The following is a 22,996-nucleotide window of genomic DNA, read 5'->3' as shown; positions in this document are numbered from 1 at the left end:
CCTTTTCGGCGAAGTTGTTGCAAATCGGTAAAAATGGCGAGAAAACTTAGGAATTATTTACTAGCAACATTTGACCTGTCCATCTCGTTTAGAGAGAAGAGAGGGAAGGAAAGACACGGGTGTAACAATCTGGAAAGAAATAGCATGCCCAATTACATAGGAGGAGAATATCATGAAACTTTGGCAAAGAACGATGGCAACAATCGTATGTAGCGGCGCTATTCTCATGACATCAGGACTGGGGGCCTCTCCGGTTCATGCGAATGCCCTTCCGTCACAGTCACAAACGTATGCTCCAGTTGTCCTGCTGCAACCGCAGCACAACATTCCGTTTTCCGTTCAGTTTACCGACGGGTTTCAAGCGAAAGTAACGAATTTGCGCACAAAAGCAGTCAGCACGTTTGATTTATCTGCCAATAAAACAACGTACCTGAATCAAGGGATTTATCAGGCCAACGGCAAGCTGCAAAAGCCGACGGACGGCTACGTGCAAAAGCTCGTGGAGCTGGTGCCATTTCGCGACGCCAAAGGCAATCTGCGCTGGATGGGCAAGCAAAATATTTGGGGAGTAAACAATCAGGACCATATTGCCGTGGCAACCAGCGTGTGGAATATCGTGGACCAAAAGCCGCAGTTGCTCGGGGTAACAGTGGAAAAAAACGATGTCGACAACTTGCCTTCGCCGGATGTTTCGATCAATAGCGGGTTCAGCATGAAAAGCGACAGTACATTTGTGCTGGATACGAAATACGCAGATGTGACAGGCGACGGTATCAAAGACCACATCTTTTTGGTAGGCGACAAGATGGGCATGTCGATGAACCAGACGGCCGAGAATTTGCGCGTTGTGGTTCGCGAAGGGAAAGACAACCAACAGACGTTCATTTCGGTGGGCACGCGCGACAAAGGTTTGCTGCCGAAGCTGCACGTGACTGACAGCAACAACGACCAGGTCAAAGATATTTTGGTCACGATGCCGACCGCCACAGGCAATGTGTACAGCCAGATTACATGGAAAATGAATCGTCCGACCCCGGTAGTGAGCCAGGACCAGTTGAACAACCGCAACCTGTATCAGCCGGTCATCGGCGCGTATGGGGAAGCGGTGGCGATGAAGCGGGTGAAGTAGCGTAAGGATCGACACAAGTGAAGCGAAGGCTTCGCTAAAAAGATGGGCGAAGCCTTTTTTTCTCCGTTATGCTTGACAACTTCCTTTCGCAAACGTACAATTATAGATGTGGATTTGCTCGCGCGTTGTGTACGACTAAATCTACATGAAAATTAAGGCATTCTGTACGTAGCTCATGCATTGACCTATGAACAGAATGTCTTAATTTATTCTGACATATCGTCCGGTGATTTTGGATAGGGTAGGAATAGGTCGCACGTTGTGTACGACCGACAAGAGGAGTTCGCACGTTGTGTGCGTCCTCCTCTTTTTTATTTGTATTCCCAGATGATGAGCTTGGAGTCCAGATGTCGCGCATACACATCGAGGATGGCGGCCTGGTGTCGTTTTCGCGGAGGGAAGCCGTAACGATGCCGGAAATGAACAGAGGTGATGAAGTTAATCATATCAGCCAGTTGGATCAGGTTTCCATTATGATCGTGCGACAGCTTTACCTGAAGGTCGGGATACACCCTGCGATTGACCGGATTTCGCAGCGCGTCACGAAAATGGTTGAGCTCGCTCGGCTTGCCGTCGTCACAAATGACAAACGCATACGAGTCAGCACGGCTCAGCTCGTTGGAAAGGCAGCGAACAAGTTCCGTATACGCATGGATATGCATACGGTTATGGTTGGTTTCACGTGTCTGGGTCTGGTAAAGCTGTTTGTTGACTAGAGCAGCCACTACCTTTACTTCTGAAGCCTTCACTAAAGACAACAACTCTTCCACCACTTTGAAGCGTTGGCGATCCGATAAGTTATAGTAGAAATTTTCACCGTCAATAAACGCCTTTCCGTGGATTTCAAACTTTTTAAAAAAGTCGATATGTGGAAACTGCTCAGCGGGTATGCCGTGAATGGTGGCCTTTATATCTTTTTCCAGATTGTCTTTGATTTTCTGGACCTCATGATGCAAATGCACCTGGTAATGGATGGGGACCAGGATGCCCGCGTAGCAGAGAACGGGTTGATTTCTCATATCATTGAAGCCGTTGTTTCCTGATTCATCTGTGTAAAATCCGTATAAAGTCACATCTGCTCCTACTTTCCATTGCGACATAAATTGATTATAGCAAACGAAGAAATAAGAGCGGGGGTGGGGTTATTTCATCATTACTGTGTTTAAACGTAATGATTACGATTTGTCTTGACAAGCGAAAGAGCATTGCGTTAGCATGTTTATTAAATCGTAATAATTACGTTTTGTAGCGCAAAGGAGATCAGCTTATGACCGATAAAAGAATCCCGGTAACCGTCCTGAGCGGCTATCTGGGGGCAGGAAAAACAACATTGCTCAATCACGTCTTGAACAATCGGGAAGGCATGCGCGTCGCCGTCATCGTCAACGACCTCAGCGAAGTGAATGTGGATGGCACATTGGTAGCGCAAGGAGGGGGCGTTTCCCGCGTAGACGAGAAGGTCGTGGAAATGTCGAACGGCTGCATCTGCTGTACGCTGCGCGAGGATTTGCTGACAGAAGTGGAGCGGCTGGCGCGCGAAGGACGGTATGACTACATACTGATCGAATCGACGGGGATCGGCGAGCCTGTTCCTGTCGCCCAGACCTTTACGTATGTCGACGAGGAAAACGGCATCAACCTGTCTGCCTTGACCCGGCTGGACACGATGGTGACGGTCGTAGATGCGTACCGTTTCTGGCTTGACTTTTCCTCGGGAGAAAGTCTTCTGGACAGGGATCAGGCAGTGGGGGAGGACGATACTCGGGAAGTGGTCGACCTGTTGATCGACCAGATTGAGTTTTGCGACGTCCTCATTTTGAACAAATGCGACCGGGTAGACCCGGAAGAGCTGGAGCAACTGGAGGCAGTGCTGCGCAAATTGCAGCCAAAGGCCCGCTTTATTCGGGCGGTGCGCGGACAGGTGGACCCGCATGAGATTTTGAATACGGGACTGTTTGATTTTGAAACGGCCAGCCAGTCGGCAGGATGGATCGCCGAGCTGCAAAAAGAAGAGCATACGCCAGAGACGGACGAGTACGGCATTTCTTCCTTCGTCTATCGTGCGCGCAGGCCGTTTCACCCCGAGCGGTTTGGCGAGTGGCTGTCGGCCTGGCCGGAGGATGTCGTGCGGGCCAAAGGCTTTTTCTGGCTGGCAACGCGCAACGATCTGGCTATGACGCTCAGCCAGGCAGGGCCTTCGATCGAGGTCGGTACGGCAGGCTTTTGGGCGGCTGCGCTGCCTGCCGAGGAAAGGCAAGCGCTGTTGGCGGAAGAACCAGATTTGCAGCGCGCCTGGGACCCGGAGCACGGGGACAGGATGACAGAGCTTGTGTTCATCGGCATCGGCCTGGACCGGGAAGCGGTGACAGAGCAGTTGGATGCTTGTCTCTTGACGGATGAGGAGTACCGTTCGGACTGGGCCAAGCTGCCTGACCCGCTACCCACTTCCAGCACCGTCGTAGAGATGCAAGTGTAAGACAAAAAGGAGGAAATCGACATGCGCGTCAACATTACGCTGCAATGCACCGAAACAGGAGATCGCAACTACATCACGACCAAAAACAAGCGAACCAATCCGGAGCGGCTGGAGCTGAAAAAGTATTCGCCCCGCCTGAAGCGCCATACATTGCATCGGGAAACGAAGTAGACGACGAAAAGCTCTCCCTTGGCAGCATGTTGCTGTGGGAGAGCTTTTTTGGCGGGGAAGGGCAGGCAAGTGGGGCAATGGAACGGCAGTCGAGTTGGCAGTGGAGCCACAACCAAGCCGACTGTGCAGCCGCAACCGAACTAACTCCGAAAGCCAACCAACCACCTGCCCCCACGCCCCAGTCCTCATGAACCGCTCCGACTAGCCCAAATCCGCATAACCTGCTCAGCCGCCTGCTCCAGAAGCGCCGCGCTGTCCCGCATGGACTCATCCAGCGTCATCGGCCGATTGGCGATGCTGACGACGGCGGTGACGCCTTTTTCATACAACGCTTCGATCCCTTCGCCGATGGAACCCGCCAGCACGATGACGGGGATGCCGAATTGCTGCGCGAGCTGGGCTACGCCGCACGGAGTTTTTCCTTGGGCGGTTTGCACGTCCACCTGGCCTTCTCCGGTGATGACGAGATCGGCGCCCTGCATGGCGCAAGCGAGGCGGGTTGTCTCCATGACAATCTGAATCCCCGCCCGCAGCTCGCCGCCGAGAAAGGCGAGAAGCGCCCCTGCCACACCGCCCGCAGCGCCTGTTCCCGGCAGATCGTGAATGGCGATTCCCCGGCTTTTCTCCATCACGTCTGCAAAATGGCGCAAATGCTCGTCCAGCGCGAGCGCCATTTCCGGGGTGGCCCCTTTTTGCGGGCCGAATACGTGGGAAGCGCCGTTTGGACCGACAAACGGGTTGGTGACGTCGCAGGCGATGACAAACTGACATTCAGCGAGCCGCTTGTCTTTTTGGCTGCAATCAATGCGGCTCAGGCGGGAAAGCTCTCCCCCGCCAAAGGGCAAGGGCTGATCGGCCTGGTCGAGCAGCCTGTAGCCCAAAGCTTGCAGCATGCCCGCGCCGCCATCGTTCGTAGCGCTGCCGCCGAGGCCGAGAATAAAGCGGCGGCAGCCCAGGTCGAGGCCAGCTACGATCAGTTGCCCGAAGCCGTAGGTAGTGGTGCGAAGCGGGTTGCGCTCCGCTTTGGAGATGAGATACAGGCCGGAAGAGGCAGCCAGCTCGATCACGCAGGTAACGCCGTCGCCGAGAATGCCGAACTCGGCGGCAACAGGTCGGCCGAGCGGGTCTTTGACGGTGGCCGTCATGATTTTCCCATCAGTCGCGTCGACAAGGCATTGCAGCGTACCTTCTCCGCCGTCTGCCATCGGTTTGGCGACGATATCGGCGTGCGGATCGGCGCGACGTATGCCTGCGCGAATCGCTTCGCTGACTTGCTTGGCAGTGAGGCTTCCTTTGAAAGAGTCCGGCGCTACGACGACTTTCATGCCGGGCACCCTCCTTTGCATGGTCTGATCCTTTTCGACAGCAGCGAAAAAAAGCTCCTGCGTGTTCGGGAACCATTTTTCTCCATCATAAACCGAAACGGCACAGATTGCGAAGGATGTCCAAATGAAAAAGGCTGCTCCAACGTCATCTGACGTGGAACAGCCCGGCTTGTCGCCTATGCGTTCTTTTTCATCAAAAGTTGCTCTTCCTGCGTGTTTTTGTCCGCGAACAGCCATTTCATCATCGGCGGGGTGACAATCGTCGTCACCAGAACCACGACAATCAGGACGGCAAACATGTCGTCAGACAGCAGGTTGTTTTCCAAACCAATCGCCGCGATAATCAGCGCCACTTCGCCACGCGATATCATGGCAGCGCCGATGGCGAGCGAATTTTTCCAAGGGAAGCCGGTGAGTTTTGCGCCGATGGCACCGCCGACCAGCTTGGAAACAATGGCGATCACGCTCAACATCGCAATCAGCCACAGATTTTCCACGATCCCGGAAAATTGGGCGGTGACGCCGATCGAGGTGAAGAAGACGGGCACAAAGACGGCGTAGCTGATCGTTTCTACCTTGTGGGTGATTTCTTGCTTGTAGCCGGTGAGGCTGATCGCGACACCCGCAATATAGGAGCCGATAATGGCGGCAACGCCCGTGTACTCGGCAAAGTAAGCGAACAGGAAGCAAATAATCAGGGCTGCGGAGATCACGGACTCGCTGACTTGCAGCGGCGCGAATTTACGCAACACCCACGGGACGACTTTCCAGGACAGCAAGATCACGATTGCGAAAAACGCGAGCTTTTTCGCAATGACCAGGCCGAGGTTCACATCGCCGCCAGCGAAGCTCATCAAAAACGCCAGCGCCAAAATGACGAGCACGTCGTCAATGACGGCAGCCCCCATGATAGTTGCGCCCTCTCTCGATTTTAGCTTGCCCAACTCTTTCAGCGTCTGTACAGAGATGCTTACGCTGGTGGCCGAGAGCAACAGTCCCAAAAAGAGAGCCTCAAACAAAGAAAGCCCCATCGTAATCCCGGCGACGTAGCCGAGTGCCAAAGGCGCGATGATGCCGGCCACGCCAACGCTGGTGGAGGACTTCGCGGTGCGCTTGAACTCGTCGATATCGGTTTCCAGTCCGGCGATGAACATGAGCAGGATGACGCCGATCTGGCTGATTTCTTTCAAAATTTCCGTGTCGGTCACCAGCCCGAGCACGGTTGGGCCGAGCACGATCCCGATCAGCAGTTTCCCCAAAACGGACGGCTGTCCGAGGCGCACGCTGATGTCTCCGGCGATTTTGGAGGCGATCAGGATGACAGCCAGTTGAAAAATAAGCATGCGGTTTCCCCCTTTAATCTGTGTGTAAGATGCAAAAAGAGCCCGTAATCACGGGGTTTTCTTTTTGTCGGCTGAAAAAAGACAAAAAGAACCCTATGATGACAGGCTCCTCCATTAACAAAGCGAATATTCATTTGCGTTATGATGACATTTTAACATAGCGCCCGTAAAAAGTAAAGAAACGCTTGCGGGCTGGTCGTGTGCATGTCATGATGAGAAGCAAAAACAGGAGGCGAGCGATGGTGAAAATCAGCAAGCATAATGCGGAGCACTACATATGGGGCGACCACTGCGACGGCTGGCATCTGGTCAAGGGGACGGAGCTGAGCGTCATTTTTGAGCGGATGCCGAGAGAAACGGCTGAGGTGCGCCACTACCACGAGCGCTCCCGCCAATTTTTCTTTGTGCTCTCTGGACAGGCTGTTCTGGAGGTGGAGGGCGTTCGCCACGAGATCGGCCCGCAGGAAGGAGTAGAAGTGCCGCCGGGAGCACGGCATCAGATGAAAAACGAGAGCGGCGAAGACGTGGAGTTTCTCGTCATTTCGCAACCGACCACGCGGGGAGATCGCATCCAGGTGGAGTAGCCGGTTTGGCGAGGGCGAGGCAGCAGCGAGCGGGGAAAGGGCAGGAAAAGCACTAGCGAGCGCATGAAAAGGAAAAGACTCCTCTCCTGCCTCAGCCTACCTGCTCTTCGCCCCTTTATGCCAAAACAAAAAGCCTGACTGTCATCAGAAACAGATGGTATTATCCCCTCATGGTAGACAGTGAAAAAAGACCTCATGGTATGATGAGATCAACACTGTTGACCGGAGGGGATTTTCTTATGCCGCCACGTAAAGGGCAAAAACAGCAGCAATATGACGAAGCAACGAAGAGCGAAGCAGTACGTTTGCGGGTTGAGGAGCATTGGAGCTACCCAATGATAATGGAGAAATTAGGCATTAAAAGTAAGACGCAGATTCGGGAGTGGGTACAGAAACGGCAAAACGGTGAAACGTTTGAAGACTATAGAGGGCGATGGATCAAGAAGTATTTCAGCAGTCTAGAGGAAGAGAACAACTACTTGAAAGCGCAGGTCGAATACCTAAAAAAGCTCAATCCAAATCTACACGGGGAGGGAAGTTGGATAAGCAAACCCGGTTTAGGACGATCGAAGAAATGAGTCGCAAGTACGCTGTGGTCATGCTATGCGAAATAGCGGAGGTCTCCCGGGCGGGCTACTACAAGTGGAAGGCGACGGAGAAGGTTCGTAAGGTACGTGTGGAGCAGGATGCCGACCTAAAGGAACATATACTGGCAATTCACCGCATTCGCCCATACTTTGGGTATAAACGAATGCGCACGGCTCTACGCAAAGAGGGACTACAAGTAAATACGAAGAAAGTTCGCCGACTGATGCGAGAATTGGGCATCCGCTCAGTGATCCGCAAAAAGCGTCCATTTGCCGGCCGCAAGCCCTCCATCGTGTTCAACAATGTCCTTAATCGCCAGTTCGCTGCGGACGAGGCTAGAAAGAAATATGTAACCGATATTACCTATATTCGAGTCGTCGATGACTTCATTTATCTGTCCGTGGTCCTGGATCTGTATAATAACGAAACGGTTGCTTGGGAAGTGTCGGAGAGAAACGATCTTGATCTTGTGCTGTCTACGGTGAAGCAACTGGGTAATGGAGATGCGATCCTGCACTCCGACCAAGGATTCCAGTACACTACCAAGACATACGCAAATCTGTTGCAAGAACAAGGGCTAACCGGAAGCCATTCCAGACGGGGGAACTGCTTCGACAACGCTTGTGTTGAATCGTTTTTTTCACACCTGAAGACGGAAAAGTTGTATCTGGAGAAACCAAGAGATATAGCTCACGCTCGCAAACTGATCGCTGAATACATCGAATTCTACAATACAGAACGGTTCCAGAAAAAACTCGGCGACCTCTCCCCAGTCCAATACCGGGAATCGATCGCCGCTTAAGATAGCGTCTTTTTTTAGTGTCTACTTGACGGGGCTATGACCACAGACAGCCAGGCTTATTACTTTTTTCCGCCCAAAAACGGCGTGCTTATTTCCAGTTAACGAAATCGGACATTTGCGCGAAAGCGTCTGCCAAAGCGTGCAGGCTTTCTCCGGTCTGGTAAGCGAAAAGCGGCAAACCTACCACAAACAACAAAGCTTCTCCGATGTACTTGGCGATCATATGATCTACCTCCTTTTGGATTTTGTTCAAACAGCCAGATCCAAAAGGGAGCGGTATGTATCCTTGTCGCCATTCGCATGCCGCGCGCGCCGGAGCATGCGGAAGCGCAGCGGTTGCCTTGCTGCCATCGGATAAGTCTCAACCAGGCAAGGATTGATGGAAGGTCGATAGGTGTCACTGGAACTCCAACGAAACGCCTGTATTTGCGGGCGATGACAACGTCTGAGACAAAAAGCAGACGTAAAGCAGCCCACAAAAAGGGCGAGCAAGGCGAAGAAATCCTCCAGCGAAAGCAGCAACAGCATATCTTCCATGGCGATTCCCCTCCTTTCGTACCCATCATTCTACTCTTGTTCACATCATCAGGCAATACGTAAAAGAAGGGAGATTGCTTCTGGTCACAATCGCTGCACTATTTGAGTTGGCCGATAGACAGGTTGACGCGGTAGTTGCCAAAGGGCAGGAGATCGTCCAAAAAGCGGTTTAAGGCGGTGTGGTCCGCGACGTTGATTTTCAGCGTGTAGCAGCCTTCCCCGCTAATGCGATGAGCTTCGATGACTTCGCTGCGGCTTGCGACGAAGCGGGCAAAGCGCGAATGGTCGGTCGTCTTCATGAACATCGTGACCATCGCGGTGAGCGAAGGAGTCAGCTTTGCCTCGTCGACGATGGTCGTGTAGCCGATAATGACGCCTTGCTCCTCCAGTCTTCTGATCCGGTTGCCGACGGCTTGCCCGCTCAGATGGACCTGCTCGCCGATGTCTTTCCACAAAAGACGGCTGTTTTGACGCAGCAAAGCCAGAATGGCATGGTCGGTTTGGTCGAGCATGAAAATCTCCTTTCGCGGTGAAAGTGAGGCGCCGGATTTGTTTCGCGGCTACCTGCGTGCGTCTTTTACAATAAAAGCAAGTTACCACGATTATACGCCTGCGATTGGAGGAAAGAGAAGACATGCACATCCAACTTGTTCGACATGCTACGCTCAAAGTGACCTACGGCGGCCGCACGTTTTTGATCGACCCGATGTTCAGCGCGGCGGGGGAGCTGTCTGCTGTGCCAAATACGCCGCATCAGCGAGCGAATCCGCTGGTGGAGCTGCCTTTTTCCACGGAAGAAGTGCTGGATGGTGTGGAGGCGGTTTTGGTGACGCATACGCACAGAGATCATCTGGACGAAAAAGCACTCCGCTTGCTGCCCGCCGACCTGCCTGTTTTTTGCCAGCCGCCGGATGCGGACATGCTGCACCAGGAGGGCTTTTCCCATGTAAACGCGATCGAAAGCGAGCAGGAATGGCAAGGGATTCGCCTCTACCGCACAGGCGGAAGGCACGGGACAGGCGAGATCGGGAAACAGATGGGGCCAGTGTCCGGCTTTGTGTTGCAGGCACCTGGCGAGCCGACGCTGTACGTGGCAGGGGATACGGTCTGGTGTGCCGAGGTGGAGGAGGCCATCGGGCGGTTTGCTCCCGACGTGATTGTCGTGTTTGCCGGAGCGGCCCGGTTTTTGACGGGCGATCCGATCACCATGACGGGGGAGGACATCGCTCTTGTAGCGGCCGCCGCACCGGACAGCCACCTGTTCGTTGCGCACATGGAGACGTGGAATCACTGCCTGTTGTCACGCGCCGAGCTGCATAAGTTTTTGGCGAAAAGAAAGCTTCAGGACCGCGTGCGGATACCCGCAGATGGAGAGAGAATCGCCTACCCTGCTCCCCGGTAAAATCCCGACGGAAAAAGACAGATACAGCAGCTTCGCGAACGGGCGGAGCTGCTTTTTTCGTACGGTCATTTTTCGGGCTTGTCCAGCATTTGACAAATCGAATCTCACGTAATAAACTGTTTTTACGTAAATGATTAATGTCATGAGGTGTTGTTGTGGCGCACGAACAGCTTGAAACGTATGTTGTCGAGACGCCGGAGCAGGCGATGGCGCTGTTGAATCCGCTCAGGGCGGAGATTTTGAGCCGACTGGTGGAGCCTGCTTCAGCGGCAGAAGTGGCGCGGGGAATCAACGAGATTCCACAGCGCGTCAATTATCACCTGAAGGCTTTGGAAAAAGTCGGGCTGGTCAGACGGGTGGGCAGTCGGCAGGTTCGCAATCTGGTCGAGGTGCTGTATTTGGCGATTGCCCGGACTTACGTGCTCTCCGAAGGGCTGAACTGGGCAAACGACACGGTGCAGCAGATGAAGGACCAGGGGGCTTTGTCGCACTTGATCCATACGGCGGAGCGGATCAAGCGCGATGCCCTGCTCCTATTGGAGCGCTCGGATCAGGAAAAAGAAATTCCGAGTGCCACACTCGATACCAGCATTCGCCTCGCCAGCGCGGAGGAGCGGAGCGCTTTTGTCGAGGAATACGTGCAGTTGGTGAATCAGTTGGTCAAAAAGTATCAGACAGCAGCGCAGGGGCAGGAGACGTATCAGGTCATTCTCGCGGTTTATCCAAAAGAAGGAGGCGATCAGTCATGAAGGCTGAAGCCAAAGCAGCAGGCCAACCAAGGCCAGTCGTCGTGTGGGAAAGTCGGACCGAATCAAAGCGGGGCAATGTCATTGCGCTGCCTGCGAGAGACGGCGGCAGTGACGCTGTCGACAGGGAAGCCGCTGTGACCGCGTGGACAGTGGGGCCAAGCGACAACCCGGCTATCGTCACGCAAGTCTCCTCCGGGTTTGGCAAAAGCAAGGCGGCTGTTGCGACGCCACAGGCCAACAGCATGAGGCTGGCAGCGTAATCCATTCCATCCGTGAACAAATAATAAAGGAGGGTTTTGCATGAATCTGATTCCGGTAGTGGTGGAGCAGACGAGTTATGGAGAGCGTTCGTACGATATTTACTCCCGTTTGCTGAAAGACCGCATCATTTTTCTGGGCAGCGCCATTGACGACCAGGTTGCGAATGCGGTGGTGGCCCAACTGCTGTTTCTTGCGGCGGAAGACCCGAAAAAAGACATCCATCTGTACATCAACTCGCCTGGCGGCTCGGTGACAGCGGGAATGGCGATCATCGACACGATGCAGTTCGTCGCCCCGGACGTGTCCACAATTTGCACGGGAATGGCGGCCTCCATGGGCGCGATGCTGCTGGTAGCGGGAGCGCCGGGCAAACGCTACGCCCTGCCAAACGCGGAAGTCATGATTCATCAGCCGTGGGGCGGCAGCCAGGGGCAGGCGAGCGACATCAAGATCGCCGCAGAGCGAATCCTCAAGCATCGCAGCATGCTCTACTCGATTATCTCGGAGCGTACAGGCAAGCCAGTCGAGAAAATCGAAAAAGATGCCGACCGCGACTACTTCATGTCGGCAGCCGAAGCGCTTGAATACGGCTTGATTGATAAAGTAATCGAAAAGCTGTAGCCGATAAAAAGATCATATGCTTGCAACGCATCCACGGACTGCTCCGCGGGTGCTTTTTCTTTTTGGCAAGCAATGGTGCATGAATTTTCCGACTAGTTTAGGACCGATGGCGACGGGGAAAGAAAAAGGGTGGCAGCCGAGTATTTTCGACATAAATTTGTTTATTTCGACAGAAAGAGGCGCTCTGATGAAGATTAGAACGAAATTTATTCTCGCTTTTGGCGTGATTTTGGCCATCATGTTTAGCTCAGGTAAATATATGTATATTCATACGAAAACATTGAAAGCTGCTTATGAAGAAATGCTCGATGACGGGGACCTTTTGACCGACTTGCGGGAGATGCAGTTTACGATCACGGGCCGAAACAATGACGAGCGCGGGTATTTGCTCACCGGAGACGAGGAATTTCGCGAGGAACTGAAGGAAAAGGCGGACAAAGTGGAAGCCTTGTTCCAAAAAATGAACGAGTATGAGGACATTACCGCCAAGCAAAAAGAGACGCTGCAAAAAGCGCAGCAGCTATACGCGGCATATTTGGCGGCGAGCAACAAAGCGGTAGAAGCGCTTGACCAAGGCAAGCGGGAAGAGGCGCTGAGCCATCATTTCGGCATCGAGCGCCAATCGCGGAAGACGCTCGACTCGACGGTGAGCGGACTGATGGAGGACGTGCGCCAGGAAAAAGAGGCGGACACGCAGGAGCTGGCAGCGCAGGAAGCTGTGTCTGTGAACATTCAGATTGCGTTTAGTGTCGCGGGCTTTCTCATCGCTTTCGTAATCGGGGGACTGCTGGTTCGGGCGATCATTCGTCCGCTGAACCGGGTGAATGCCCAGCTTGCGGCCATAGCGGACGGAGAAGGCGACCTGACCCATGAGCTTACGGTATCATCCAACGATGAGATCGGACAGTTAGCTGCGTCGTTCAATCGGATGCTGGCGAATCTGCGCCAGCTCGTTTCGCTCATTCGCGGGCACGCCCAGCAGGTAGCGGCGGCGGCAGAGCAGTTGACGACCAGCTCGGAGCAGACGAGCAAAGCGACCGAGCAGATCGCAGAAACGATTCAGGAAATGGCAGCAGGTGCGGACACACAGTCGCATCAAGTAGAAGAGGGCGACAAGGAAGTGCAGGAAATGGCTGCGGGCATCGAGCGTATTGCCGCCCGCGCCCAAAACGTTTCCGCTGCCGCGATGAACGCCTCAGAGCTGGCTACTGGCGGAACCCGGACGGTTCAGCTTGCGGTGGAGCAGATGAATGGCGTAGGCGAGACTATGGAGCAGCTTGCGCATGCAGTCAGCGGACTGGGAAGCCGTTCCGAGCAAATCGGGCAAATTGTCGAGGTCATCACGCAAATCGCTGGTCAGACGAACCTGCTGGCGCTCAATGCCGCGATCGAGGCGGCACGGGCGGGTGAGCAGGGCAGAGGCTTTGCGGTTGTCGCCGATGAAGTGCGAAAGCTGGCCGAGCAGGCTTCCGCGTCCGCTCAGGAGATCACGCAACTGGTTACGGCCATACGCGCAGAGACGCTCGAAGCAGTCTCGTCCATGCAAAAAGGCTCGCAAGAAGTGGCGGCCGGGATGGAGGGCGTAGCGCAGGCAGGCGAAGTCTTTTCGCACATTCGCGATGCCGTTGTCGGCGTGGCAAACGACGTGGAAAATGTCTCGGCCGCTTCCCGCGCCCTGACTGAGAGCACAGGAAAAGTCGCGTCGTCGATGGAACTGATCGCCTCCGTCACGCAAACGGCCGTGACACGGACGCTGGATGTGTCCGCCGCCACCGAACAGCAGTTGGCCTCCATGCAGGAAATCCACTCTTCGGCGGCCTCGCTGGCCAATCTCGCAGAGGATTTGGAGAAGTTAATCAGCCGTTTCAAGGCGTGAGGATAAGGGAGTAACTGGGAAGCGGAAAAGCCACTTGCAGGCGTGAACAACCTGCGGGTGGCTTTTTTGACGGGCAAGACGACGAGGGAGCCGGGACAGCGGAGAGAGTCGGGTAAGCTGAGGGGGCGGGGCAAGCTGATAGAGTTGGGCCAGCGGAGAGGGCCGAGCCAGCCAAGAAAGCCGGAAAGCACCCCCACCCCCCTGAGCCTCGCTGCCCGCAATCATGCCAGCCGCCACAGGGCGAGCTTGCGATAGAGCAAAAAAATCAGCCCATTGCCGACGGCTGCGGCGAGAAATACCGCCCACGGGCCGAACGATACCGTCATGAAGCCGGAGCCGTAGATGGAAAAGACGATGCCCAGCTTGAAGATGGAGCCGGTAATGCCGCTGATCCGCCCGATCAAATGGGCCGGGGTAGTCTCCTGGCGAAACGTCCAGATGCACACATTTTCAACGGTAGAAATCAGCCCGGTGAGAAACAGCGACAGACAGAGCAACCACGTACTGCTGGCAAAAACCATGAGCAGGTAGGAGAAGCCGAGCAACAAAATCGTCGTGCCCATCAACTGCCCAATCGGAAAGCGCCGCCGCAGGGAGGCTACCGCCGAGCTGCCAACAAGGCCGCCGAGACCGGCCGCGGACAGAACCAGCCCGAGCGTAGACGTGTCCAGCCGCAACTGGTCTTTGGCAAAGAAAATAATCATCGCGTCGTACATGCCGGAAGTCGCGTTGAGAAAAATGACGAGCAGGCTGATGCGCCACAGCGCCTGATTGCGCAAAAGCTCGATCCAGCCGGCCTTCAGCTCCTGCCAGAAGCCTGTTTTTGGCGCCGGGGGCGTATCGGTCTTTTCCAGAAACGAGATGGCGACAAAAGCCAGCAAATAGGCGAAGCCTGTAATCAACAAACCCGCGTGCAGGCTGGCGAGCAGCAGGATAAAGCCCGTGAGCGCCGGACCCATGATCTCGATGAACGTAGTCATGAAGGAAAAGCGGGCGTTTGCCGAGGTGAGCAGCGGTGTGGGGACAACCTGCTTGAGCATGCTGACCCGGGCATTTTGAAAGCCGTAGTGCAGGGCCATCAGCAAAAATCCGGCCACGTAGTAGTGCATGATCTGGGCCTGGCCCGCCGCTGACAAGCCGTACAGCAAAAACAGCAGCACCATTTGCCCGAACACCATCCATTGCGACCAGCGCTTTTTGGAAAAGCGGTCGACCCATACGCCAATGAACATGGCGAGCAGCAAATTGGGCAAAAACTCGATGCTTTTCATCGTCGTCATCGCCACGGGTGACTGGGTCATGTCGTACAAAATAAGCGGCAAGGCGAGTTCGTACACTTTGCTGCCGCAAGCGAGCAAAGTCGAGGTGCAAAACAGGACGAGAAACGGCCGGTTGCGCCAGAGCGAGGCGCTCTGCGGCGATTGCGGATTGGCCTTCGGTTTTGTTTGGCTGACCAGCATGGACATCATACCCCCCCTCTTTGTACTCCATTGTAGTTGGAAAAAGGGGAAGAAAAAGGGTAGAGTAATAAGAGAACAAGTTCCCCTTTTAACGAAAAGAGTGAGCTGACGATGCAGATTGTTTATCATTACTTGCGCTTGCGCCAGCATTTTGCCGACAGGCCGGAGGGCGAGGCGCTGGAAATTACGTTGAGCGAGTTGGCCGAGATTTTTTGCTGTACGGTTCGCAATGTCAAAAACATTTTGAAGCAATTCTCGGAGCAAGGCTGGATTGAGTGGATGCCGGGCCGGGGGCGCGGGCGAGGATCGCGGCTCGTCTTCGTGCGCAGTGCGGAGCAGATCGTCATCCCGCTCGCCAAGGCGCATATCCAGCACGGCGACCTGGAGCGGGCCATGCAGCTTCTCCATGAGTCGGAGCTGTCTGCAAGGGGCAGGGAACGCTTTTTCGACTGGCTCTCCGGTCAGTTTGGCTTTCGCAGTCAAACAGTGGAAACGCGCACATTGGACACGCTGCGCATGGCCTTTTACCGGACAATTCCTTTTCTCGACCCGGCGTTTGTCAACCGACGGACCGAATCGCACATGGTCAGGCAAATTTTCGATACGCTCATTCGGTACGACGAGAAGCAAAACACGTACAAGCCGCACCTGGCCCATTACTGGGAGACGAATGAGGACGGGACGAGCTGGACGTTTTATTTGCGAAAAGGCGTGTCTTTCCATCACGGGCGCGAGCTTACGGCTCATGATGTGATCTGGACGCTGGAGCGGGTAGCTGACCCAAAGACGAAATCGCCGTATTGGTGGATGCTGCAGGATGTCGTGCGCATGACTGCGCTGCGGGACACCGTACTGCAAATCGAGCTGCGCCGCCCAAACTGTTTGCTGCCCGCCTATTTGGCCTCGGATCGGCTGTCCATCGTTCCTTGGGACGTGGTGCAGCAAAAAGGGGAAGAGTACAGCCGTCTGCCAGTCGGGAGCGGGCCTTTTCGCCTGGTGGAAAACGACGAGCAGATGTTTGTGCTGGAGGCATTTCCGACTTATTTTCTCGGGAGGGCCCATTTGGATCGGGTGGAAATCTGGGTGGTGCCGCCATTCGACAAGCGCAGCGAAAAATTTTTCGCCACAGCGAAAGAGGTGCACTTCCAGACAGCGTGGAGCATGCCGAAGCCGCTGGGCAGATGGCAGGAGCTGAAGCAGGTAGAGCGGGGAGCGACTTATCTCGCCTTTAACCTGAATCGGCAAGGACCGCAGCAAATTCCCGCTTTCCGCCAGGCGCTCGATCGCATCCTTTCGCGCAAGCAAATGATCGCGGAGCTGCGCGGAAATCGTTACGGGCGCGCCTTCAGCTTTTTCCCCGAGGTCGCCGGAGTGGAGCCAGCGTTAGCCGAGCAGAGCTGCGAGAAAAAACGGACTGCCGTCATGCAAAGCGGCTACCGCGGAGAGTGCTTGAAGCTGTTTACATACGAAGGAGCGGGAAACGAAAACAACGCGGAGTGGGTACAGCGGCATTTGGCGGAGTGCGGCGTGGATGTAGAGGTGACTGTCGTGCCGATCGAGGAGTTGAAAAAGCCGGACGTGTTGCGGCAAGCCGATCTCGTTTTGGCGGGCGAAGTTTTTGATGAACAGTGGATTTTGGGCATGGTCGAGTTTTTCCGTTCGGATATCAGCTTTGTGCGTCAACTGTGGAGTCCGGCCTTGTGCGAGCAAATCGACCGCGAGCTGGAGCAGTTGATGGAGGAGCAGTCCGGGGAGTGCCAGCAAAGGAGGCTGCGCGATATCGAGCAGTTGCTCGAACAGCAATCGGCTCTCTTGTACCTGTACCATACGCGGCAGCATTCGGTCTACAACTCGGCGCTTGCCGGAGTCTCGCTGAATGCGCTCGGACAGGCCAACTACAAAGACATCTGGTTCAAACAGGAGCATGCTGCCGGTACAGATTGACGGAACACGCATGCGCGCGGGCATAAAAAAGAGGAGGTGTATTGGCTAGTTCCTCCTGCTTCTATTATAACATAAAGCTGAGGGAAATCGGAGTCTGTCCGCGAGGCGGCAATTGCGCTAAGATAGGGGTTCAATGACAAAAGCTGGGGGAGAGGCTATGAAACGTTTCCGGTTCGACAGACAGGCAGGCAAGGAGATCGAACGTTTTGATTCTGTCAGCGCTGTGTTTTCCCGTATCGTGCGCACAGACGAGCCAGTGTCTATCGGCTGCATTCATCTGCAGGCTGGCGGAGTAGTGGGCTACCATCCGGCTGTTTGCCCGCAGCTTTTTCTCGTGGTCAGCGGAGAAGGCTGGGTGCGGGGAGAGGATGACCAGCGCATTCCGATTCAGGCGGGACAGGCGGCTTTTTGGGAGACGGGAGAAGGGCACGAATCGGGAACCGGGTCCGGCATGACGGCGATCGTCATCGAAGGCGAGCGGCTCGATCCGCAAAGTTTCATGCCGCTCTTGGAAGCATAGCTCTTCACGCCAACTGGGCAAAAGCGAACGAGAACATCTTGGAAAGTCGGTGTGAAACAGCAAATGACGTGGAAGACACACATGCTTCTGGGCGCAATCGCGGGCTACTGGGCGTACCCCTCCTGGGAGGGCAGCGTGATTGGAGCCACGATGGCGCTGGTGCCGGATATCGATCAGGCGCGAAGCAAGCTGGGGCATCTTTTCGGCCCTTTTTCGAAAATGCTGCAAAGAGGACTGGGCCACCGGACGATCACCCATTCCTGGGTCATCCTGCTGCTGCCGGCCCTTTTTTGGGGCGATACGCCAGCGGGCTGGGCTGCTCTTTGGGGGGGGCTGTCGCATCTGGTCAGCGATATGCTGGTGGGGCGTATTCAGCTTTTTTGGCCGCTGCGGACGGGGTGGATCGGCCTGCGGCTGTCGAAGACGCTCTATCGGACGGTAGACCGGCTCGTCTTTTACGCGGCGATCGGATTCATCATCTACATGGGATATCGGTAGAAAAAAAACCCTGCCTTGTGGACAGGGTTCTTTGCTTATCGCAGGTGCGCGGCTTACGGCATCATGAATTGCTGCACCAGCTCGGCGTTTTCTTGCATGAATTTTTGCGCTGCGGTTCCTGCTTCCTGCTGAATTTCCATCATTTGCTCGTCGGTGAGGTTTGCGAGGTTGATGGCATTATCAGCCGTCATCGCCGGAATCTCCAGCGCTTTTCCGAATTCTTGCTTGGACTTCACTTTCAGGCTGAATCCTTTTGGCATGTCAGGAGTCGGATTGTCGAAGTTGATTTTCACGCTGCCATCGGAATCGCGGCCGTTGTCTGTCGTCGTTTCGGATACGGTGATGTTCCCGTTCAAAGCGACTGGCTCGGAGTATTCATCCGCTACGACGAGAGCGAAGTCGTATTTGCCTGTTACTTTTTGGCCTTCCTTCACGGATTCGAACGTGGTAGCCAGATCCAGAGCAGGCTGCTCGTTGTCTTTGACCATCACGCTCAGCTTGCCGTTTGTTTTGCCGTTTCGCTCGGTCGCTTTGTACGTGTAGGACAGCTCGCCGTTTTTCGGGTCTTCCGGATTGTGCAGGGCGTAGCGATAGAAGCTGTCTGCGCCTTTTTGGTAAGCGATGCCGCTGAAGAACAGTTGCTCTTCCTTGTTGTCTTTCCCGGTAAACATCAGCTTGCGGGACAGAATTTGGTGATCGCCGTCTACGAGCACGACCATTTTGAGCTGTTCCTTGCTTTCTGTAGTGGAGTCGTTGATGTCTTTCAGCAAGTCGTCGAAGCCTTGGTCGTAGTTTTTCTTGAATTCTTCCTTGGAAATTTCCTCTACGGCGTAGCCGCTGTCAGCCATCAATGTCGAAACATTGTGGTAGCGGGTGTAGATCAGGTCAAACAGCTTTTGGTCCGCTTTTGCCTTCTCCGCGAGCTTCGTTGCGAGGGCTTTCGCTTCTTCTTCGGTAAAGGTTACGGTGATTTCACGCGCGCTTTCCTTGAAGCCTTCTTCCGTGAAGGAAGCGTCCTTGTTGATGGTCACCTGGCTGTCCTTGATCGATTCCGCGTACAGCATCGCGTAAGGCGTCAGCGTGCTTTTCACTTCATCCTGGCTGATGCGGACAGCTTCCATCAGGTCACGATAAGTGAGGAAGCGCTTCGGCAGCTCTTGGCCGAACTTTTGGTTGAGCGCATCGCGGTCTTTCAAATCCATATAGCCATACTTGGAGTAAAACTCAGGCAGACGGAAACCGAACTGGGTGTCGTTCAGGAAATATTCAATAGTAGCCAGCTTCTTGTCCTTGAGATGGACTTCGAAGTTGCCTTGCTGCTGGTTTTTTTGCTCGTCGATGTTGCTTTGCATCACAATTTTTGCACTTTTCAACAGTTCGAGTACCTTCTGGGCTTGCGGGTCCGGGAGGGCAGCATCCACTGTAATGTCAGACAGCTCCGTAGTGGAGTGTACAGGTTTTTCCAGATATGGCTTCATGTAGTCTTCGTATTCCCCATAAGCCTTGGACATGTCAGATGAGAACTTCAGCATGCTCTCAGCTTCGGATTGCAGGTAGATCGTTTTCGCGCTTTTGAACAAGTCGAATTTGGCGTAGGCTGTTCCAAGCCCGCCCAAAATTACGACAGCAGCCGCTCCGGCAATTAACAGCGGCTTTTTCAAGCTTTTGCGTGGCGGGTTCACGTTTGTTGTGGTTTCCATGAGTTCCTCCCCTTTGTGACTATCTCTCTTTGGCGTGCGAATGCAAATGGTTTTTCGCACTCGATTTTGTATTGTACCATAAGGAGGATGGATGAAAGTGATTTCCAGTAAAATATTTCAAAAAAGAGGAAGAAAGACCCAAAAGTAGGGCAGGCTGTTATGCAAATTCACCCTGGGACCGTTTTGTCTGATCCTTTCTTTCGTTTTCGGTGGGAATCGACGAAAATGGATGGTACAAGCAGGTTTTTGGGGGCTATAGAGACAAGAGATGGATAGGAGGAGATCGTGTGGACTTTCGCGTGCTGCAAACGTTTCTGGTGGCGGCTACAACCGAAAATTTTCATCAGACGGCTGAGGCGTTGTTTATCGCTCAGCCCACTGTCAGCCAACATATCCGGCAATTGGAAAAGGAGTTGGGGATCAAGCTGTTTGAACGCGTCGGCAAGCGCGTTCGGCTGACGGCAGCAGGCAAGCGCTATCTGCCGCATGCAAAAGGGCTTTTGGAACAGTGGCACCACAGTATGGAGGATTTGCAGGCGTGGCGCCAAGGGTATCGGGAAAAGCTCCAGGTGGCAGTCTCGCCGATCATTGCCCGTGCCCGCTTCTCCCATTTGCTTCACCGTTTTACCAAGCAGTATCCCGATGTCGACATCTCGATCAAAATTGCCGACTCCGTCGAGATCGGCCCGCTGGTTCAGAGTGGACAAGTAGACCTGGGACTGACCCGGATGGTGCCCGGAGAGTTCCAGTTGGACACGTACATGCTGTACGAGGACCCGGTTGTATTTGCGGTACCGCACAGCGGCGGGGACATAGACGCACCGCTGCCCGATTGGGAGCAGGAGGTGCAGTCCAACCGTTTGCTGACCCACAATCACCCGGGCTACTGGGACGAGCTGCTGCTGCTTTTGCGCCAGAGAGGGCTGGCCTTGCGCACGATGGCTGTCTCGCAGGTGGACATTACCAAACGCTTCATTGAAGACGGGCTTGGCGTCTCTTTTTTGCCACGTTCGGCCGTGAGCCGGGATTTGTTCGAAAATCGCTTTATCGAGCTGCCTACGCCGGGACTTGTGTTGCCAAAGGTCGCCTCCTACCTGCTCGTGCCCAAAGCCGGGATCAGCGAGCCTGCGAAGCACTTCATGGAGATTTTGCAGGCGCTGTATCCGCCGATGTCTCCGGTCATGCAAGGAGGAAGCAAGGCATAGCTTGGGCTGCTGTAAACCCGAATGATTACGAAATGTGATTAATAGCGGGTTTTAATTCTATTTCCCTTTCATATTGATAATCGATATACTGGAGGGAAAAGAGATGAAAAAGGAGTGGCGATCATGACAAAACAACATCCTTTGGCAATTGGTCTGGATGGAATCGCCGTAGCAGAAACAGACCTGAGCCTGGTCGATGGAATTAACGGACTGCTTGTTTACCGCGGGCATTGGGCACGCGATCTCGCTATTCATCACACATTTGAAGAAGTCGCACACCTGCTCTGGTTCGGACATATGCCAAGCGAGCAGGAGCTTACAGAATTGAAGAACAAGCTCAAAGCAAACCGCGAACTGCCGGAACATGTCAAAGGAATCCTGAAGCTGATTCCGGCAGATGTCGATATGATGAGCGTGCTGCGCACGGGTGTTTCCGCTCTGGGCAGTTCCTCCCACGGCTTCCCGCCAACCATTGATGAGGTCATCGCGCTGGCAGCGAAAATGCCGACGATTGTCGCGTACCGCTTCGCCTGTCTGGAAGGCCGCGAGCCGCTCGACCCGAATCCGGAGCTGGATCACACGGCAAACTACCTGTACATGTTAAAAGGGGAAAAGCCGAATCCGGCTCATGTGCGGGCGCTGGATGCGTACCTGATTTTGACGCAGGAGCACGGCATGAATGCCTCTACCTTCGCAGGCCGCGTCGTCAGCTCTACAGAGTCTGACCTGATTTCTGCGGTTACGGCGGCCATCGGCACCTTGAAAGGTCCTTTGCACGGTGGCGCTCCGTCCGAAGTGACCGAGATGATCGAAGCGATCGGCACGAAGGAAAACGCGGAGCCGTGGATTCGCAACAAGCTGGAAAACGGCGGCCGCCTGATGGGATTCGGACACCGCGTCTACAAAACCGTCGACCCGCGGGCAACCGCTTTGCGCGTCGTCGCTTCCGAGCTGTCGGCCAACGATCCGTGGTTTGACCTCGCGACACACGTAGAAAAGGTCGGCCTGCAACTGCTGGAAGAATACAAGCCAGGCCGCAAGCTCAATACAAACGTCGAGTTCTTTGCCGCCGCAGTGATGCGCGCGGTAGGGCTGGACGACAACCTGTTCACGCCGACGTTCGCCGTCAGCCGCGTGGTTGGCTGGACCGCTCACATTTTGGAGCAAGCCGCGAAAAACCGGATCATCCGTCCTCAATCGAATTACATCGGCACCATGCCGGAATAATAGAGAAGGCGTCTTGTCTTTTGTTTTGGAGAAAAGCTATCCGTTGGCGCGGGTGGCTTTTTTTGCTGCAGAAATGAGTTGGGGCAAGGCTGTACGCCGGGTCAGATCAGGCAGGGCTTGCTTGTGCAGGTGAGGTGATAAGACGGCAGTTTTCGTAAGCGAGACACCGTGCGCTGACGGTTAATTGTGGTCGTAGCGATGGACGGAGAAAATAAGAGGAAACGGTTTAGGTGCTTTGGCTTCCGGTAAGGGAGTTGGGGCTGTCTGCTTCGTATGGGTGGAGGGAAAACGCGTTAAATGAAGGGAGTCTGGGCAGGTTGCTGGTTCGAGGTTGAAGATGATAAAAGGCGTGTTTTGGCTTTTAGCTGGAAGGCTGGTCGAGCGGCATCGGCAATAGACTTCCGAGTATTCGCTACCAATTCTTTTTTTCTTGCTTTTTGTAACCCATCGACGAACACATTCGCTCCTGACGAGGAAAGAGGAGAAATCCGCGAAAGCTCTTTGGGATACCGACCGGGCAGTCTAACCCCCAGCGGGTATCCCAAGAAGCTCCAGCCATCTCGTCTCATTCCTTCCCC

Annotated in this window: 24 protein-coding genes; 15 read left to right on the top strand and 9 right to left on the bottom strand. The window is 54.5% G+C overall.

Annotated elements, in window-relative coordinates; all coding sequences use genetic code 11:
• The first annotated feature begins 172 nt into the window (after positions 1-172).
• Positions 173-1,129 carry a YybI family spore inner coat protein gene (locus M655_RS26155; protein ID WP_026558297.1) on the top strand — a complete coding sequence of 319 codons (957 nt, stop codon included), beginning with the start codon at positions 173-175 and terminating at the stop codon, positions 1,127-1,129.
• A 311-nt stretch (positions 1,130-1,440) separates the two neighbouring features.
• Here the strand turns inward: M655_RS26155 and M655_RS26150 are convergent, their stop codons facing one another.
• Positions 1,441-2,202, bottom strand: a complete 762-nt coding sequence (locus M655_RS26150) for a DUF3800 domain-containing protein (protein ID WP_005833303.1) — start codon at positions 2,200-2,202, stop codon at positions 1,441-1,443.
• A 194-nt stretch (positions 2,203-2,396) separates the two neighbouring features.
• Here M655_RS26150 and M655_RS26145 point away from each other — a divergent pair, with 194 nt between their 5' ends.
• Both M655_RS26145 and rpmG read left to right on the top strand, forming a co-directional pair.
• Positions 2,397-3,605 carry a GTP-binding protein gene (locus M655_RS26145; protein WP_026558296.1) on the top strand — a complete coding sequence of 403 codons (1,209 nt, stop codon included), beginning with the start codon at positions 2,397-2,399 and terminating at the stop codon, positions 3,603-3,605.
• A 21-nt stretch (positions 3,606-3,626) separates the two neighbouring features.
• Positions 3,627-3,776 (top strand): 50S ribosomal protein L33, encoded by a 150-nt coding sequence (gene rpmG, locus M655_RS26140; protein WP_005833307.1) that lies wholly within the window; start codon positions 3,627-3,629, stop codon positions 3,774-3,776.
• A gap of 185 nt (positions 3,777-3,961) precedes the next feature.
• Here rpmG and M655_RS26135 read toward each other — a convergent pair whose 3' ends face one another.
• Positions 3,962-5,101, bottom strand: a complete 1,140-nt coding sequence (locus M655_RS26135) for a glycerate kinase (protein ID WP_026558295.1) — start codon at positions 5,099-5,101, stop codon at positions 3,962-3,964.
• A gap of 176 nt (positions 5,102-5,277) precedes the next feature.
• Complete coding sequence (locus M655_RS26130; RefSeq protein WP_005833311.1) at positions 5,278-6,444, bottom strand: cation:proton antiporter; 1,167 nt, start codon at positions 6,442-6,444, stop codon at positions 5,278-5,280.
• Between the two features lie 239 nt (positions 6,445-6,683).
• On the opposite strand from M655_RS26130, the gene M655_RS26125 reads away from it, so the two are divergent.
• Positions 6,684-7,028 (top strand): cupin domain-containing protein, encoded by a 345-nt coding sequence (locus M655_RS26125; protein WP_005833313.1) that lies wholly within the window; start codon positions 6,684-6,686, stop codon positions 7,026-7,028.
• 239 nt (positions 7,029-7,267) lie between these two features.
• Positions 7,268-8,418 (top strand): IS3 family transposase gene (locus M655_RS26120; RefSeq protein WP_369750415.1). Its coding sequence is split into 2 segments (ribosomal slippage): positions 7,268-7,526 and positions 7,526-8,418, totalling 1,152 coding nucleotides; the frame shifts between segments, so codons are not numbered across the junction.
• An 88-nt stretch (positions 8,419-8,506) separates the two neighbouring features.
• Here the strand turns inward: M655_RS26120 and M655_RS26115 are convergent.
• The 3 genes from M655_RS26115 to M655_RS26105 form a co-directional block, all read right to left on the bottom strand.
• Positions 8,507-8,641: a hypothetical protein gene (locus tag M655_RS26115; RefSeq protein WP_005833986.1), complete on the bottom strand. Its 135-nt coding sequence runs from the start codon at positions 8,639-8,641 to the stop codon at positions 8,507-8,509.
• 26 nt (positions 8,642-8,667) lie between these two features.
• Complete coding sequence (locus M655_RS26110; protein ID WP_007780905.1) at positions 8,668-8,955, bottom strand: hypothetical protein; 288 nt, start codon at positions 8,953-8,955, stop codon at positions 8,668-8,670.
• A 98-nt stretch (positions 8,956-9,053) separates the two neighbouring features.
• Complete coding sequence (locus M655_RS26105; protein WP_026558294.1) at positions 9,054-9,467, bottom strand: Lrp/AsnC family transcriptional regulator; 414 nt, start codon at positions 9,465-9,467, stop codon at positions 9,054-9,056.
• Between the two features lie 122 nt (positions 9,468-9,589).
• On the opposite strand from M655_RS26105, the gene M655_RS26100 reads away from it, so the two are divergent.
• The 5 genes from M655_RS26100 (at position 9,590) to M655_RS26080 (ending at position 13,864) form a co-directional block, all read left to right on the top strand.
• On the top strand, positions 9,590-10,357 hold the full coding sequence (locus tag M655_RS26100; RefSeq protein WP_026558293.1) for an MBL fold metallo-hydrolase: 768 nt from the start codon (positions 9,590-9,592) through the stop codon (positions 10,355-10,357).
• 155 nt (positions 10,358-10,512) lie between these two features.
• On the top strand, positions 10,513-11,106 hold the full coding sequence (locus tag M655_RS26095; protein WP_007780915.1) for a winged helix-turn-helix domain-containing protein: 594 nt from the start codon (positions 10,513-10,515) through the stop codon (positions 11,104-11,106).
• Positions 11,103-11,366: a hypothetical protein gene (locus M655_RS26090; RefSeq protein ID WP_026558292.1), complete on the top strand. Its 264-nt coding sequence runs from the start codon at positions 11,103-11,105 to the stop codon at positions 11,364-11,366. The genes M655_RS26095 and M655_RS26090 overlap by 4 nt, the downstream gene beginning before the upstream one ends.
• A 40-nt stretch (positions 11,367-11,406) precedes the next feature.
• A complete protein-coding gene (gene clpP / locus M655_RS26085; RefSeq protein WP_025845767.1) occupies positions 11,407-11,988 on the top strand; it encodes an ATP-dependent Clp endopeptidase proteolytic subunit ClpP in 582 nt (193 codons plus the stop codon).
• A gap of 187 nt (positions 11,989-12,175) precedes the next feature.
• The gene (locus tag M655_RS26080) at positions 12,176-13,864 is read left to right on the top strand and encodes a methyl-accepting chemotaxis protein (RefSeq protein WP_026558291.1); all 1,689 of its coding nucleotides are present in this window, start codon (positions 12,176-12,178) and stop codon (positions 13,862-13,864) included.
• Positions 13,865-14,085: 221 nt separating this feature from the next.
• Here M655_RS26080 and M655_RS26075 read toward each other — a convergent pair whose 3' ends face one another.
• On the bottom strand, positions 14,086-15,333 hold the full coding sequence (locus M655_RS26075; protein WP_025845763.1) for an MFS transporter: 1,248 nt from the start codon (positions 15,331-15,333) through the stop codon (positions 14,086-14,088).
• 102 nt (positions 15,334-15,435) lie between these two features.
• On the opposite strand from M655_RS26075, the gene M655_RS26070 reads away from it, so the two are divergent.
• The 3 genes from M655_RS26070 (at position 15,436) to M655_RS26060 (ending at position 18,286) form a co-directional block, all read left to right on the top strand.
• On the top strand, positions 15,436-17,268 hold the full coding sequence (locus M655_RS26070; protein WP_026558289.1) for an SgrR family transcriptional regulator: 1,833 nt from the start codon (positions 15,436-15,438) through the stop codon (positions 17,266-17,268).
• Between the two features lie 157 nt (positions 17,269-17,425).
• The gene (locus M655_RS26065) at positions 17,426-17,788 is read left to right on the top strand and encodes a cupin domain-containing protein (protein ID WP_026558288.1); all 363 of its coding nucleotides are present in this window, start codon (positions 17,426-17,428) and stop codon (positions 17,786-17,788) included.
• Between the two features lie 51 nt (positions 17,789-17,839).
• Positions 17,840-18,286, top strand: coding sequence for a metal-dependent hydrolase (locus M655_RS26060; protein ID WP_286085934.1), 447 nt, complete (start codon positions 17,840-17,842; stop codon positions 18,284-18,286).
• Between the two features lie 53 nt (positions 18,287-18,339).
• Here M655_RS26060 and M655_RS26055 read toward each other — a convergent pair whose 3' ends face one another.
• Positions 18,340-19,986, bottom strand: a complete 1,647-nt coding sequence (locus M655_RS26055) for a DUF6583 family protein (RefSeq protein ID WP_026558286.1) — start codon at positions 19,984-19,986, stop codon at positions 18,340-18,342.
• A 287-nt stretch (positions 19,987-20,273) separates the two neighbouring features.
• Between M655_RS26055 and M655_RS26050 the strand changes: the two genes are divergently transcribed.
• Positions 20,274-21,191, top strand: a complete 918-nt coding sequence (locus M655_RS26050; RefSeq protein WP_026558285.1) for a LysR family transcriptional regulator — start codon at positions 20,274-20,276, stop codon at positions 21,189-21,191.
• A 123-nt stretch (positions 21,192-21,314) separates the two neighbouring features.
• On the top strand, positions 21,315-22,418 hold the full coding sequence (locus M655_RS26045) for a citrate synthase/methylcitrate synthase (RefSeq protein ID WP_026558284.1): 1,104 nt from the start codon (positions 21,315-21,317) through the stop codon (positions 22,416-22,418).
• Between the two features lie 293 nt (positions 22,419-22,711).
• On the opposite strand, the gene M655_RS26040 is transcribed toward M655_RS26045, so the two are convergent.
• On the bottom strand, positions 22,712-22,987 hold the full coding sequence (locus M655_RS26040; protein ID WP_152344134.1) for a hypothetical protein: 276 nt from the start codon (positions 22,985-22,987) through the stop codon (positions 22,712-22,714).
• Positions 22,988-22,996: the final 9 nt, after the last annotated feature.

This window comes from Brevibacillus sp. NSP2.1, assembly GCF_000470975.2.
Lineage (GTDB): Bacteria > Bacillota > Bacilli > Brevibacillales > Brevibacillaceae > Brevibacillus > Brevibacillus agri.
Note: the sequence above shows the minus strand (reverse complement) of the source record. Positions and strands in the feature narration are given on the sequence as shown.